The following is a 14,028-nucleotide window of genomic DNA, read 5'->3' as shown; positions in this document are numbered from 1 at the left end:
ACCCCACCCCCGACGCCCCCGAGGTCGCCGCCGAGCACCTCCGCGCCGAGCTGCAGCTGCGGCGCTTCGGCCGGCTCCGCCTCACGATCGACATGGCGCTGGGCAGCGGAATCCTCGCGCCCTACGACCTCGTCGTCGTCCGCCTCGACACCGGCGCCGAGATCATCCGCGTGAAGGCCGATCTCACCGATCCCCACTACCTCCTCGGTCAGGTCGAGCTCGACCTCGAAACGAAGACGGTCGCGGAGTTCCTCGAGGAGTGGCGTCCCGCCTGACGAGGCCGGCACAGCCGCGATCCCGGTGACGGGGACAGCACTGCGCCGAGGCGTCCGGAGCAGGACTGCGGAGATCCGCGCCCTCGCCTCACCGACCCGCAGGAACCCTGTCGCGCTCTCCACCGGCGACCACCACCGGCACCCACGCGCCGCGCGCCGGCCGCCCCGCCCACCACACGTACACCCCGGCGGCGACCACGGCGCCTCCGGCCGCGATCGCCCACCACGGGAACCCGGCGACGTCGGGCGACTCCCCCGCCGCGTCCACGTCCGACTGCGGCGTCGGGATCACCCGCTCGCCGGTGACGAGGATGCGGTGCGTGTTGATCCCGAGTGGAGTGCAGGTGACGAGGGTCAGGAGGTCCTGGCCGGGCTGCACGAGGAGGCTCTGCGTGTCCTCCGGCTCGACGACCAGCGTCTCGCGCACGCGGTAGGTGACCACCTCGCCGTAGACCTCGATGGTGAAGGTGTCGCCGACGTCGACGCGGTCGAGGTGGGTGAAGAGCTCGGCCGAGGCGAGGCCGCGGTGGCCGGTGAGCACCGAGTGGGTGGAGGGGCCGCCGACCGGCAGGGCGGTGCCCTCGAGGTGGCCGACGCCGCGCTCGAGGACGGCGTCGCTCGTGCCGTGGAAGATCGGCAGGTCCACGTCGATGGCGGGGATCCGGATCCGGGCCATCAGTCCCTCGGCGTCGCCGCGCAGGAGGGAGGAGTAGCGCTCGCGGTCGGCGACCTGCTCGTCGTCGGCGAGGGGGAGGCGCTCGTTCGCGGCGACGGCCGCGCCGCCTCCGCTGAGGCTCTGGTTGTAGGCGCGCGCCTCGACGAGGTTCTGCCGGAGGGTCTCGGCGCCGAGGTCGGTGATGTCCTGCGTGAGCGAGTCGATCTCGCGCGCCTGCTCGACGGCGCTGAGCCAGCTGGCGGCGACGGGGTACAGCAGCAGCGCCACCCCCGAGAGGCTGAGGAGCGCGATGACCAGCGGGGCGATCGGCAGCCGCCACCGCGGCCGGCGGTGGATCCGCCTCCGCGGAGGAAAAGGGCTGGAGACAGAGGAATGCGGGGCACCCGACGGGTGCCCCGCATTCGACTTCGTCATGGTGTGACGTTACTCCGCGGTCTGAGCAGCCAGCGCGGTGCGGCGGCGCGAGGCGATCAGGCCCGAACCGATCGCGAGGGCGAGGAGCGCGCCTCCACCGAGGGTGAACCACTGCGCGCCGCCACCGGTGAGGGGCAGGGCGAACGCCGGCACCTGGGTGTGGAGGAACTCGACGTAGTTCTGGATCGGCGCGGTGGCCGAGCTCGGTCCGGCGACGACCTGCGTCAGCACCTGGGCCGGGGTGGGCAGACGGAATCCGGCGGGCGGGGTCAGCTCGCGGACGTAGTAGTTGCCCGGCGTGATGATCGGGATCTCGACGAAGCCGTTCGCTCCGGTCGTCCAGTTCTGGTTGCCGTTGATGAACACCGGGTTCTGGCCGAGGTTGGCGTCGTTCTCGGTGAGGAACACCTGGTAGACCGCACCCGCGAGCGGCACGCGGTTGGCGCCGTTGTTCTGGTACGCGTACACGGTCAGCTGACCGATCGGGGTGCTGCCGGTGACCGTCTCCGTGGCCCCGTTCACGACGCTCGTCGCCGAGTTGGTGATGATGCCGTTGGCCGGGATGGCGGTGGCGCGGGTGAGCACCGTGAGGGTGACGACGCCGCCCTGAAGACCCTGGAGCTTGGTGAGGCCGGGCTGCAAGAAGTTCAGCGTGACGTTCCGGGTCGCGGCGTCGTAGCCGAGCGTGTAGTCGGTGTTCGCGATGAACGCCGGTGCGGGCGCGGTGCCCGCGGCGCTGGTCACCGTGACGCCGGTGGGCGCGACGCCGGCCGGTCCGGTCGGCAGGTAGGTCAGCTCGGCGGGGAGCGTGTCGGTGAGGGTGAACGTGTCCAGCGTGTCACCGGCGGCGAGCACCGGGACGTCCGAGGCGATGGCCCAGCGGATGAGGTCGGGGTTGCGCGCCTCGACCGAGTTCGCCGCCGCGGGGACGCGCGTCTTGGTGAGCTCCGTGACCGCGTTCTTGGGATAGACGTGGACGTCGTAGATCCACTGGTTCGCCGGCGCACCGGTCGGGCCCGTCGGGAACGGCAGGGTCACGAGGAACGGCGTCGCGCCGTTGGTCGCTCCGGCGGGGAGCTGGGTCTCGGTCACGAGGTAGAGGCCGAGCGGCATGCTCGCGCCGTTGTTGAATACGGCCTCGCCGTCCGTGCCGCTGGTGGCGGTGAAGGTGTCGGCGGCGGTGACGCGGGTCGCCGCGGTGCCCGGGGTCAGGTTCGCGACCTGGTTCCAGCCGTCGGGCGTGGTGAGGTCGACGCCCTGGACGCGCGCGGCGGTGAACACGGCTCCGGGCAGCGCGTCCCCGGGGACCGTGATCTCCTGGCCGGTGCCGATCGCCTGGCCGTTGTTGGAGCCCAGCGCGAGCTTGTGCACGGTGAGGGTGCGGCTGATGGTGGGGTCGATGTTGCCGGGCAGCGTGACCGCTGACGCCGGCGCGACGGCGGTGAAGACCGCCGCAGCGCTCAGCGCGAGGACGCCGGCTGCGGCGGCGAGCCGCCTGGTGAGTGAGCGGGACATGTGATCTCTCCTACTGAGGTCGTGAGTGCTGGTGTCGTGGAGTCGAAGGTGTGCGGGAAGGGGTCTGCGGGAGAGCACCGGGGCTCTCGGTCGGGGCGTCACCGGGAGGGGCCTCGCAGCCTCCGGCGCCGCTCCCAGAGGAGGAGGCCGAGTGCGAGAGTGAGCACCGACCCCCCGCCCAGGAGGAACGCGTCGGTGCTGGCGCCACCGGTCAGCGGCAGGCGTGTGGGGTCCACGGGGGCGTTGACGAAGCGGTAGACCGCCGTCTGACCGGCCGTGGGGGCCGTGATCGTCCGCGAGGCGACCGGGGACCACGTCGTCCCGGTCAGGCGCTCGAGACGCAGTTCCTGGTAGGCGAGGCGGCGGGTCGGATCCGTCGCCGCCTCGGACAGCGTGTAGCCGTGACCCGGTCGCACCTCGAAGGTGCTCGCCGGGTTGCCCGCGGCGACGTACTCCGCTCCGGCCCGGGTCTCCGTCGGGAGCGTCGCTCCGGCCAGTGCGGCGGGCGTCGCGGTGACGCGCCAGTCGGCGGCCTGGAAGCCGGGCTGGGGGCGCAGGACCTGCTTGACCACGGTGATCGTCGCGCTGGCGTTGTCCACGGTGCAGGTGACGGCGGCGCCGTTCGTCGGGGTGACGTCTCCGGCCGCGCTCACGGTGAGGGCGGCGCCGGTGTCGGTGCGGCACTGCCAGGGTGCGGTCTGCACGTAGGTCGCGGAACCGCCGGTCTCGGCGAGCCGGTAGGCCACACCCGGGGTGACGGGGATCGCCGACACGCCCGCGGAGCCCGCGCGGCCGGTCGGGCCGGGCAGGGCGCCGGTCGGGCCGGTGGCGCTGAGCGTGAAGTCGCTGGGCAGCGCGCTGCCGGAGCTCACCGTCTTCACGAGCGTGAGGGAGGCCGTGGGCCGGTTCACGATCGAGCACTCGACGACCGCCGCGGAGGCGATGCCGGTGAGGCTCGCGCTGATGACGGTCCCGGACTGCGAGAACGTGGTCGCCCGGGCGGTGCCGTTGACCGTGCAGGCGCCGCTGACGAACGCGAAGCCCGTCTGCTGCACCTCCGAGACGGTGAGCGTCGCCCGCGACGCCTCCGTGCCGAACAGGACGGTCCAGGCGGCCTGGCCCGCCGCGTCCGTCTGCTGGCGGGGCGACTGCTCCGGCAGCAGGGCGACGGTGCCGGCGGTGGCCGTCGCGGTCGTGCCCACGGTCCAGTCCACGCCGGGGCGGGTCGTACCGGAGGCGTCCCGGATCGTCTTGGTGATGCGCACCGTCGAGGCGGGGCGCGGGGAGTTGAAGAAGGTGCAGGTGACGTTGACGCCGAGCCGGTTCGGGAGGGTGACCGTCCCGGTCGGGTTCGAGCCCGTGCTCACCCGCACGCCGTCCGCGTAGCACTCGTAGATGCTCGTGTAGGCGGTGATCGGGGAGGCGGAGCCCGCGGCCATCGCCTCCGAGACCGTCACCGTGCTGTTGATCGGAGTGGGGAAGGGGCCGATCTGCGCGGTCTGGCGGCCGGTGGTGGCGCCGGTGGTGGTGGCCGTGGCGAACGGCGACGCCGAGGAGCCGGCGGCCGCCGTGAGCTGGAACTGGTCCGCCGCGGCCAGGCGGCCCACCACGCTCTTCTGCACGGTGATCGTGGCCGGCGAGGAGCAGCCGGAGAGGTCGACGGCGTTGACGCTCACGCGCGGCGTGCCGCTGACGCGGGTCCACGTGGTGGCGTCGAATTCGTACGCGCTGCCGGGGATGGCTGGGACACCGTTCGCGGCGGCGACGTCGCCGTTGGCGAGGTAGACGGTTCCGCGCGGCGAGAAGGCGATGCCGTTGATGTTGGCGAAGGCGGCGTCGGTCCCCGTCACGGCCTTCGCGATCGAGGTGTTCACCGGGAGGGTGCCGCCGGTCGCCGCGGCCAGGGCGTCGGCCGGCACGGTGAAGATCGCGGCGCTGCTCGCGTTGTTGACCGAGCCCGCGCCGACGACGTAGAGGTTGCCGCGAGCGTCGAACGCCATGTCGCCGTTGCCGTTGGGGGTTCCGGAGGTGGGGAAGGAGCCGACGAGGGCGAACCGGGTGGCGACGGGGTTGGCCTCGGTGAAGCTCCAGATGTAGAACTGGCCGCTCGCGAAGCTGCCGAACAGGTACCGGCCCGTCCGGAGGTCGACCGCGCCGGCGACGATGCTGCCGGCCACCTGCGCTCCGCCGGCCACGGTCGTGTACGCGCTGTTCGCGATCCTCTGGAAGCCCGCCTCCGGCGTCCACTTGAGGACGGCGTCGACGTCCGTCGCGTCGGACGAGCGGTCCAGCGCGTACGCGAAGGCGCCGTTCGCGCCGACGCCGAGCGCGTTCGCCTCGGCGGTCCCCGACCAGCTGCCGATCGAGGTCAGGGATCCCGTGACGATGTCGGCCTGCTGCAGGGCGCCGGCCGCCGTGAGGGAGTAGAAGCGGCCGGTGTCGCAGAACAGGCGGGGCGTCTGCACGGTGTTCGTGAAGGTGCAGAGCACCTCCGCTCCCGCCTCGCTAGGGATCGTGATCGACCCGGCGGCGGAGGCTCCGGAGGCGATGACCGTGCCGCCGCGCGAGCACTCGTAGCTGTTGGAGTACCCCAGGCCCGCGCCCGCGGTCTGCGCCTCGGCGATCGTGTACGTCGCTCCGGACTGCACGGTGAGGCGGCTGACCTGCGCGGCCTGGATCCCGGTGGCGGTGCCCGTGGTCGTGGCCGACGCGAGGACCGTCGTGCCGCTGCGCACCGAGAGCGTGAACTGGTCGCCCGTGGCGCTGCGCACCGGCAGGTTCTTCCGGACGGTGAGGGTCGTCGCGGCCTGGATCGTCACCGAGGTGGGGGCGGAGGCGATGAGGCCGGTGGGAGTCGTGGTCCCGGTGCTGTACGTCCCGGCGGCGGCGGCCACCACGTCCACCGAGATCGTGCAGGAGGTCGCGCCCGCGGCGAGGTCGCCGCCGACCGTCGAGACGGAGGAGGATCCGGCGGCCGCGGTCACGGCGAACGCCGTTCCGGTGACGTCGGTGCAGGACCCTCCGACGGCAGGCGTCGGGGCCACGACGAGGCCGGCCGGGAGAGCGGTCGAGAAGCGCCAGTCCGCCTTCGCGAGGAGGTCGCTGGTGTTGGTGACGGTGTAGGTCAGCGTGGTCGGCACCGTCGCGGTCGGCACGGCCTGCGTGAAGGCCGCGTCGAGAGCGGGGGTGACGTCCAGCACGCGGAGGTCGTCGACGGCGAAGGCGCTTCCCGTGCCGGTGACCGTGTTCACGAGCTGCACCTGGGCCGCGGCGATCTGCGCCGGAGTGAGGAGTGCGGTGCTCGTGCCGGTGTAGGCGGCGGCGCGAGCGGAGGCGGGGAGCGCGGGATCGACGATCGCGCCGAGCCCGCCGACCAGCGGGAGGGTCGGGGACGTGTAGAACACGCTGCCGGTCGCGGCGCAGGGCACGACCGGTGCGGCGAATCCGGTGAGGACGGTGGACCCGCCCGACACCAGGTTGAGGGAGAGGGACGCGTTGTTCGTCCCGCACTGCCCGCCGGCGGCGTTCATGCCGACGGCGTAGTAGCGGGCGGCGGGCGCGGAGACGCCGATCCCCGCGGCGCTCTGGGCGACGGTCGTGCCGCCGGTGACGGCGGCGTACGGGTACTCGACCAGGGCGTGGTTCGCCTGCGTGCCGGTGTTCGAGCCGTTGGCCGGTGCGGTGCTGGAGGTGGACCCCGGCACTCCGGCCGCCACCTGGCCGAGGACGTCCGCCATGCGGCGGGTCTCGCGTGCGGCCGACGATCCCGTGCCGACGGTGAGGAGGGGCCGGGTCGGGCAGAAGGCGGCGTTGGGGTAGGGCGCCGTGTAGTTGACCAGGACGCCGGTGCAGTTCGTGGCGGTCGACCAGCCGGTGGCGGCCGTGTAGCGGCCGTTCGCGTAGGCGGTGAGCGCGCTCGGGGTGGCGGTCAGGCCCTGCTCGAAGGTCTCCGTCCACACCTGCCGCGGGGCCTCGGCGACGCCGGCCGCGAGCGTGGAGAAGCCTCCCGCTGCTCGCGCCGTCGCGGGCGGGCCGCGGTCCGACTCCTGAACGTCGTCCGAGGCCGCCGTGGGAGCGGGCGCCGACTCGGCGGGCGCCGGCTCGACGGGCTGCTCCGTCCCTGCGGCGCCGCGGGGTGCTGCGGGATCGGGCTCGTCCTGAGCGGGCTCCTCCGCCGTGGCACTCGGCGACTCCGCGGCCGCGGCTGGTGCGGGCGGGGCGGACGTCGACGGGGCGGACGCTGACGGAGTGGGTGCCGAGGTGGCAGATGCGGAGGGGGCGGGTGCCGGATCGGCCTCGGGGGCTGCCGGCGGTGTCGGTGCGACCGGCGTCGGGAGAGGAGCGGGGGCGTCGCCGGCGACCGGATCCGCCTGGTTCGCCGCCTGAGCGGGAGAGGAGGCGGAGACGTCGCCGAGCCCCCACGAGCCGACGAGGAGAGCGCCGATCGTCGCGAAGACGACGGCCCGCATTCCGAGGCGCGACGGCGCACGGTGCCGTGAGGGGCGGCGGCGCCGGGTCGTGAAAGCCATGGTTCTGCTTCTCAGTCGTGTTGTCGATCGTGGAGATGAGCGAAACGTCGACACGACGAACGACACGGATGTCGCAGCGAGTGCGGAGGCCCCAGACTCCGGAGGGGAGCACGCATTCCGCGCGGGCTTCCGAAGATGAACGTATAGGTCGGCCTCCCTCTCGCCATAGAGAAGTGAGCCCCCCTTGTCGGGGCCATAACCGATGAGAAAAGGACCGGGGTGAAGCCGAATATGGCGCTTTTTGACGGGTCCTCGCGAAGGAGTTCTAAGAAGGGAGCACGCGCGACCGGCTCGGCTCACTCCTCCCGTCAGGTCCCGTGCAACGCTCGGGCCCCACCCGGCCACGTACTCGGTAGACGCCCGACCGACGAAGGATGGACCCGATGACGCGACGCACACTCGACGACCTGCTCTCCCGCAGCGACCCCGCGACCGACGACCGGGCGCCCGGCGTCCGCACCGCCCTGCACAGCGTGATCGCCGAGACCCGCGAGCGCGCGCCCCGCCGGCCCGCGCGGTCGAGGGCGTGGTGGCTGGCGGCTCCCGTCCTCCTCGTCCCGGGTCTCGTGCTGGCGACCAGCGCCGGCACCGACGTCCGCTCGGTCCCCGACTTCACGATCCCGATCACCTACACCACCGACTCCGGCGCAGCGGTGTCGTGCTCGATCGACTACTTCAACGGAGAGATCGACTACCGCGAGGTCACCACCTCCGCGACCGCCTACCTCCGCGCGCAGGACTGGAGCGGCGTCGGCCAGCGGATCCACGACGACGCGGTCGCCTACACGACCGACCCCGCCTGGCTGGCCTCGGACATGAACAGCGACGGCCCCGGCCTCTCTGACGAGACGATCCGCTGGCGCGCCTGGATCACCGCCGCGGACGACCACATCCTCGACACGATCCCCGAGGGCGTGATCGTCGAGGGCGACGGCGGCCTGGGCGGCAGCACCGACTGCACGGGAGAGCTGTGATGAGCGCCGGCGAGGCGGCTCCGGCGGTGGTCCGGAGCGTCGTCCGCTCCCCCGCGCGCGACCGGGAGGCCGAGATCACGGCCCTGGTCGAGCGGGAGGCGCCGGACCTGCTCCGCTACTTCGTACGGCGGACGGCGAGCCCCGAGGACGCCGCGGACCTCCTCAGCGACACCCTCCTGATCCTGTGGCGGAAGGAGCGGTCGATCCCCGAGGACGAGACGCGCGCGCGGATGTGGGCGTTCGGCGTCGCCCGGCGAGTGCTCTCGGGCCAGCGCCGCACCGCGACCCGGAGGAGCGCGCTCGTCGAGCGGCTGGCGGAGGAGCTCCGCATCACCCCGCCCGCACCGGCCGACGACGCGGCGGAGGACGTCCGCGCCGCGATCGCGCAGCTGAAGCCCGTCGACCAGGAGATCATCACCCTCGTCTACTGGGACGGCTTCTCCCTCGCCGAGGCGGCCGAGATCCTGTCCCTCCGCGCCGCGACCGTGCGGAGCCGCCACGCGCGGGCGCGGGCGACGCTGCGGGACGCGCTAGGGGCGGCGACGTGAGGAGGGGTGAGGGGCACGGTCGCGCCCCTTCACCCGGCACCCCCGCCTGAGTAGCATCCCCCGCATGAGCAGGCTCGTCGTCTCCGTCCTCACCTCGCTCGACGGCCGCTTCGAGGGGCCCGGGCACGACCTCTCGGCGCTGCCGTTCGAGGACGCGTTCAACGACCACAACCTCGAGCTGCTGCGCCGCGCGGGCACGCTCGTCTACGGCGGCGGCTGGTTCCGCGACAATTGGGACAGCTGGAGCGCCGTCGCCGCGGACGGGACGGCGGGCGAGCGGGAGCACGAGACCGCGCGGCTGGTCACGTCGCTCGACGCGCTGGTGATCAGCGACTCCCTGGCTCCCGATCCGGAGGCGCCGTGGGCCGCCACCACCCGGATCGTGCCGCGGAAGCAGGGTCCGGCCGAGATCGAGCTGCTCAAGCAGGGCGACCGGGGCGACCTGCTGATGTTCGGCAGCGGCACCACCTGGAACCCGCTCCTCGAGCCGGGCCTGGTGGACGAGCTGATCGTCCTCGTCGGCGCCGGACTCGCGGGCGGCGGGACGCCGCTCTACTCCGGGGCGCCGCAGCACGGGCTGCGCCTCCTCGACGCGACGGTTCTGCCGGGCTCTGAGCTGGTGCGGCTCCGCTACGACGCGAGCGGGGTCGGCGAGCGGCCGCACAACCTCCGCTGAGACAGGGCGGCCTCCCTCAGGAGCCCACGCCCCTCCTCTCAGCCGACGTCGTGCGCGCCCGAGCCCGGGGCAGCTGCCGAGAGCGAGCCCCCAGCGGACTCCTCCGGCCGGCGGAGTGCCCGAGCGCACAGCCGGACCCCCAGAAGCGCAGTCGCCGCGCCTCCCGCCAGCATCCCGGCACCCACCGCCGTCCACGTCGTCAGGCTGGAGCTCGGCGCGCCGAGCAGACCGTAGAAGAGCCCGACCCCGCTGCCGACCAGAGCGGCCGCGACCAGCGGGATCGCCAGCGCCGATCCCTTCTCGGACCGCGTCCACGCCGAGCTGCAGAGAACGGCGACGGCGCCGATCAGCCAGCCGACGCCGGGGATCACCAGCCAGCCGAAGGCGAAGACCAGGGAGGCCGCGACCGCGAACCACGGGCGGTGGAGGACCGTCCGCTCGTCACCGCGATGGACTCCGGCCTCGACTCCGCTCGTCATGCATCGGAGCCTACGGAGACGGCCCGGACCGCGGCACGAAGTGGCGCGGGATCGGCCGGACGGCGCCACACCCGCCTCCGCTCGGTCCTGAGGAGCCGGTCCTGCCGAGCCGGTCCTCGAGCGCTGGCACCCGGCCCACCTGAGGCACGCCCCGGCCTCCCTCACCCCGCGACCGTCAGCGACACCTCGACCGCCACGTCCTCCGGCCCCTCCCCCAGCACCGTCTGCCGCACCTCGACCCCGTCGAGCCGCAGACCGCGGTCTCCGGCGGCGTCGAAGAGCGCGACGATCGCCGGATGCAGGGTCCCCTCGGGCAGTTCCTCCCCGTCGCGGGGGCGCCAGGTGGCGACCAGCTCGGTGCGCGCCGGGAGGATCGCGGCGAGATCGGCGAGGTCGCCCTCCGCCTCCGCCGACGTCGGCCAGCAGCAGACGAGCTCCGCCGAACCCGGCTCGCCCGCCCGGAGCGCCGTCCAGAAACGTCCCGTCGGCCCGAGCCCCGCCGCGTGCACTCGGGTGGCGAGCGCGCCGAGGATCTCGTTCGCCTCGTCGTCGCCCGGCCCGTCGGCCTCGTCCAGGGCGATCGTGAGGACCTGGCCGACGTACGGCTGCGCCGGCATCGTCCGCTCGGCGACCTCGACCGGCACGGCGAGCGCCCGCAGCGCCACCTCGGCGGCCTCGAACGCCCGGTCCTCCTGCTCCCGTTCCGCGAGCATGCGCTCCCTGTGCGCCTGCAGCGCCTCCGCCGCGGTGCCGGCTCGAGTCGCCGCCGCGACCTCGGGCAGCGGGACCCCCGCGCTCCGGAGCGCGCCGATCACGACTCCGACCCGGACCTGCGCGTCGGCGTACCGGCGGTACGACGACCGCTCGTCGACCTCCGCCGGGACCAGCACGCCCTTCTCGTCGTAGTGCCGGAGCGCCTTCACGCTCAGACCCGTGATGCCTGCGTACTCCCCGATGCCCAACATGCCTCCAGCATCCCGTCTCCCCCGGCGGGAGGGTCAACGGGCGGGAGGGTCAACGGGCGGGGGTGCCGACGCGGGACGGACAGCAGCGGAGCGACCGGAGCCGGGCGGGCGGCAACGTGTCCGGCGCCGGCGGAGCCGACACGGCCTCACGCCGACGCTTCAGCTCTCGCGCCTCAGCCCGCGCGCCTCACCGCGCGCTCACCAGCCCTCGGGCCCCGCGCTCCCCGCCTCGTACTCGTCCAGCGGAGCGTCGCCCGCGGCCCAGGCGGAGAGCACCGGAGTGATGATGCGCCAGCACTGCTCGGCCACGTCGCCCGGGACCGAGAGCAGGGTGTCGCCCTGCAGGATCCCGGCGAGGACCTGCGCGTAGGGGTCGAGTGTGGCCGCGCCGGGCTGCGCCGTCAGGGTGGTGCGCTCGAGGTCGGTCAGCTCGTCGGCGCTGTTCACGACCAGGTCGAGGCTGACGTCGCCGCCCTTGAGGCCGATCCGGAGGACCGTCCCGGCGTCGCCCTCGGCCGCCTGCAGGCCGCGCGGGGGCGTGGCGGCGCGGAAGTGGATCGCCACCTCCCGGCGCGGGTCGCCGATCGCCTTGCCGGAGCGGAGGACGAAGGGGACGCCCGCCCAGCGCGGAGTGTCGACCTGGAGCAGCAGCTGCGCGAGGGTCTCGGTGCCGGTCTCGGGGTCGACGTCGGGCTCGTCGACGTAGGAGGGGAAGAAGCGACCGTCGACGCGGCCCTCGGTGTAGCGGGCGCGGCGGGCCGAGGAGGGGTCGTCGCGCCAGAGCCGCACGGCGCCGAGCACCTCGGCCATGCGCGCGTGGACCTCGTCGGGCGCGACCTCGTCGGGGCGCTCCATCGTGGTCAGCGCGAGCACCATCAGGAGGTGGCTCTGCAGCATGTCGCGCAGCGCGCCGGTCTTCTCGTAGAAGGCCGCGCGGCCCTCGATGCCGAGCGTCTCGTCGTAGACGATCTCGACCTTCTCGATCCACTCGGCGCTCCAGCTCGCCTCGAGCAGGCTGTTGCCGAAGCGCAGGCCCAGCATCCCCAGCACGGTCGCGTTGCCGAGGAAGTGGTCGATGCGCCAGAGGCGGCTCTCGGGGAGGACCTTCGCGAACGCCGCGTTGAGGGCGATCGCGTCGTCGAGGTCCTCGCCGAACGGCTTCTCGATGGCGACGACCAGCTCCTCGGGGAGGTCGAGCTCGGCGAGCGAGGCGGCGACCTTGTGCCCCATCGCCGGCGGCAGGGCGACGTAGAGCACCGGAGTCGACGGGCAGGCGTCGAGGAGGGCCTTCAGCTGCTCCGGGTCGGAGGCGTCGGTGGCGACGAAGCGCGCGCGCGACGCGAGGGCCTCGACCGTGTGCGCGGCGACTCCGGCCGCCTCGAGGCTGCGGCGGACGAGGCCCTGCCACTCCTCGTCGGTCTGCGGGGTGCGCGCCGCCCCGATCAGCGTGAGCTCGAGGTCGCGCGCGAGCTCGGCCACCCGGCCCAGGCCCGGCAGCAGCAGCCGCTCGGTGAGGTCGCCGCCCGCTCCGAGGATCGCGATGCTCCGCTGCTCGCTCCCCAGCGCCGCGGCCTCGGGGATTCCGATCTGCTCCGTCATGGTGTCTCCCTCGTAGCCGTCGTGAGTCAGCGGCCACAGTACGCGCCGGGCCCTGGCGCGAGGCCGGGAGCCGGGAGGGGTTGAGGAAGCGGGCGCGGAGTGGCAGGGCGGCGCGGTCGGAGAGCTGCACGACCTCGGCCGAGAGGGGCCTGCCTGCCGTGTCGGGGCTGGGACCCCCTTCTCAGCCGACGTCGGGCCGCGACCCGCGGACGTCCGGCCCGCCGCAGCCGTCCCGCACAGCACGTCATCCCTCTCCGGTGCCGTCCGGCGGTACCCTGCCCGCATGCGCCTGCGCCAGGTCGTCCTCGACACGGAGGACGCCCGCGCCCTCTCCGCCTTCTACCTCGCCCTGCTCGGCGGCGAGTACCGCCCCGGCGACGAGCCGCCCGCGGACGGCTCGGACGACGAGGCGGAGTGGGTCGCGATCGTCACCGCCGACGGCGCGAAGCTCACGTTCCAGCGGGTGACCGCCCTGCCGCGCGCGACCTGGCCGGAGGGGCCCGTCCCGCAGCAGCTGCACCTCGACTTCATGGTCGCGGACGCCGACGAGCTCGACCGGCAGAAGACCCGGGCGCTCGCCCTCGGCGCCGAGCTGATCGAGGACAGGAGCGACGACCCGGAGGAGGCGCTCCACGTCCTCGCCGATCCGGCCGGCCACCCGTTCTGCGTCTTCGTCGCGCCCGACTACCCGGCGGAGTAGGGGCGCGCGGCTTCCGCGAGTCGCACGCGTCGGATCACATGCCGGTGATCGTGACCGTCGTCGTCGCCGCGATCACCGCGGCTCCCGTGACGCTCGCGGCGGTTCCCGCGAGGACGGCGGCGGCCGCCGGCCCTGCCCAGTGCTGCGCCGCGAGCGACCGGATCGCCTGCCGGTCCGGGATGCCGGGCCTCGGCGAGAGCGCTCCGGCCGCGTCGAGCAGGCCGATGAGCGCCGCGTCCGACGGAAGGGGCGCCGTCCGAGCCGCGAGGACCTCGGCGACCCGGATCCGCAGCCGCTCGTCCTCCACCGGCTCCACGGCGGCGACCCGCTCGAGGAGGGCGGCATGCAGCTCCCTCCGCGTGAGGCGGGCGATCCACCAGGAGACGCTGCGCGGTGCTCGCTCCGCTGCGATCCACCCGAGTGCCCCGTCGAGCACGGCGTCCCCGAGCGCGGACCGCTCCGGCCCGAGGGCGACGGCTCCGGCGTCCACCTCGACGCGCCGCTGGAGGGAGAGCTCCGCGAGGACGGAGGCGGCCAGGACGGTGTCGAGAGCGCCCGACGAAGCCGCGGGCCGCCCGTCGCTCCGCCGCAGCAGGAGGAGGAGAGCGACGGGGAGGGGCGGCTGCCCGGACCGGCAGGCGATCCGGTCGCTCGCGGCGCAGCACTGGGCAGGGCCGG

Annotated in this window: 11 protein-coding genes and 1 pseudogene; 5 read left to right on the top strand and 7 right to left on the bottom strand. The window is 73.9% G+C overall.

What is annotated here, in order from left to right; all coding sequences use genetic code 11:
• Positions 1-275 (top strand): annotated as a pseudogene (locus C5C10_RS17970) (hypothetical protein); the annotation flags it as partial.
• 88 nt (positions 276-363) lie between these two features.
• Here the strand turns inward: C5C10_RS17970 and C5C10_RS16895 are convergent.
• The 3 genes from C5C10_RS16895 to C5C10_RS16885 all read right to left on the bottom strand — a co-directional run bounded on the left by C5C10_RS16895 (position 364) and on the right by C5C10_RS16885 (position 7,409).
• Positions 364-1,218 (bottom strand): class C sortase, encoded by an 855-nt coding sequence (locus C5C10_RS16895; protein ID WP_258060634.1) that lies wholly within the window; start codon positions 1,216-1,218, stop codon positions 364-366.
• 156 nt (positions 1,219-1,374) lie between these two features.
• Positions 1,375-2,880 (bottom strand): SpaH/EbpB family LPXTG-anchored major pilin, encoded by a 1,506-nt coding sequence (locus C5C10_RS16890; protein ID WP_104329840.1) that lies wholly within the window; start codon positions 2,878-2,880, stop codon positions 1,375-1,377.
• Between the two features lie 98 nt (positions 2,881-2,978).
• Entirely contained in the window at positions 2,979-7,409 is a 4,431-nt protein-coding gene (locus C5C10_RS16885; protein WP_146082193.1) for an LPXTG cell wall anchor domain-containing protein, read from the bottom strand.
• A 383-nt stretch (positions 7,410-7,792) separates the two neighbouring features.
• Between C5C10_RS16885 and C5C10_RS16880 the strand changes: the two genes are divergently transcribed.
• The 3 genes from C5C10_RS16880 (at position 7,793) to C5C10_RS16870 (ending at position 9,607) form a co-directional block, all read left to right on the top strand.
• Entirely contained in the window at positions 7,793-8,383 is a 591-nt protein-coding gene (locus tag C5C10_RS16880; RefSeq protein ID WP_104329838.1) for a hypothetical protein, read from the top strand.
• Positions 8,383-8,931, top strand: coding sequence for an RNA polymerase sigma factor (locus C5C10_RS16875; RefSeq protein WP_104329837.1), 549 nt, complete (start codon positions 8,383-8,385; stop codon positions 8,929-8,931). Before C5C10_RS16880 ends, C5C10_RS16875 begins: the two co-directional genes overlap by 1 nt.
• A 64-nt stretch (positions 8,932-8,995) precedes the next feature.
• Positions 8,996-9,607, top strand: coding sequence for a dihydrofolate reductase family protein (locus C5C10_RS16870; RefSeq protein ID WP_104329836.1), 612 nt, complete (start codon positions 8,996-8,998; stop codon positions 9,605-9,607).
• Positions 9,608-9,645: 38 nt separating this feature from the next.
• Here C5C10_RS16870 and C5C10_RS16865 read toward each other — a convergent pair whose 3' ends face one another.
• From C5C10_RS16865 to C5C10_RS16855, 3 genes are all read right to left on the bottom strand, one after another.
• Positions 9,646-10,086, bottom strand: coding sequence for a hypothetical protein (locus C5C10_RS16865; protein WP_104329835.1), 441 nt, complete (start codon positions 10,084-10,086; stop codon positions 9,646-9,648).
• Between the two features lie 161 nt (positions 10,087-10,247).
• Positions 10,248-11,051, bottom strand: coding sequence for a MerR family transcriptional regulator (locus tag C5C10_RS16860; protein ID WP_104329834.1), 804 nt, complete (start codon positions 11,049-11,051; stop codon positions 10,248-10,250).
• A 198-nt stretch (positions 11,052-11,249) separates the two neighbouring features.
• Positions 11,250-12,650: a glucose-6-phosphate dehydrogenase gene (locus C5C10_RS16855; RefSeq protein WP_104291930.1), complete on the bottom strand. Its 1,401-nt coding sequence runs from the start codon at positions 12,648-12,650 to the stop codon at positions 11,250-11,252.
• 283 nt (positions 12,651-12,933) lie between these two features.
• Between C5C10_RS16855 and C5C10_RS16850 the strand changes: the two genes are divergently transcribed.
• On the top strand, positions 12,934-13,350 hold the full coding sequence (locus tag C5C10_RS16850; protein WP_104329833.1) for a VOC family protein: 417 nt from the start codon (positions 12,934-12,936) through the stop codon (positions 13,348-13,350).
• 34 nt (positions 13,351-13,384) lie between these two features.
• Here C5C10_RS16850 and C5C10_RS16845 read toward each other — a convergent pair.
• On the bottom strand, positions 13,385-14,028 hold a 644-nt coding region (locus C5C10_RS16845), incomplete at its 5' end, for a GPP34 family phosphoprotein (protein WP_146082192.1).

It is taken from the genome of Rathayibacter sp. AY1A3, from assembly GCF_002930975.1.
Lineage (GTDB): Bacteria > Actinomycetota > Actinomycetes > Actinomycetales > Microbacteriaceae > Rathayibacter.
This window is presented reverse-complemented; position numbering and strand designations above follow the sequence as displayed.

Excerpts from the sequence above, each read along its gene's own strand:
- C5C10_RS16890 (WP_104329840.1), bottom strand. The coding sequence starts at position 2,880 with ATGTCCCGCTCACTCACCAGGCGGCTCGCCGCCGCAGCCGGCGTCCTC.
- C5C10_RS16885 (WP_146082193.1), bottom strand. The coding sequence starts at position 7,409 with ATGGCTTTCACGACCCGGCGCCGCCGCCCCTCACGGCACCGTGCGCCG.
- C5C10_RS16880 (WP_104329838.1), top strand. The coding sequence starts at position 7,793 with ATGACGCGACGCACACTCGACGACCTGCTCTCCCGCAGCGACCCCGCG.
- C5C10_RS16875 (WP_104329837.1), top strand. The coding sequence starts at position 8,383 with ATGAGCGCCGGCGAGGCGGCTCCGGCGGTGGTCCGGAGCGTCGTCCGC.
- C5C10_RS16870 (WP_104329836.1), top strand. The coding sequence starts at position 8,996 with ATGAGCAGGCTCGTCGTCTCCGTCCTCACCTCGCTCGACGGCCGCTTC.
- C5C10_RS16865 (WP_104329835.1), bottom strand. The coding sequence starts at position 10,086 with ATGACGAGCGGAGTCGAGGCCGGAGTCCATCGCGGTGACGAGCGGACG.
- C5C10_RS16860 (WP_104329834.1), bottom strand. The coding sequence starts at position 11,051 with ATGTTGGGCATCGGGGAGTACGCAGGCATCACGGGTCTGAGCGTGAAG.
- C5C10_RS16855 (WP_104291930.1), bottom strand. The coding sequence starts at position 12,650 with ATGACGGAGCAGATCGGAATCCCCGAGGCCGCGGCGCTGGGGAGCGAG.
- C5C10_RS16850 (WP_104329833.1), top strand. The coding sequence starts at position 12,934 with ATGCGCCTGCGCCAGGTCGTCCTCGACACGGAGGACGCCCGCGCCCTC.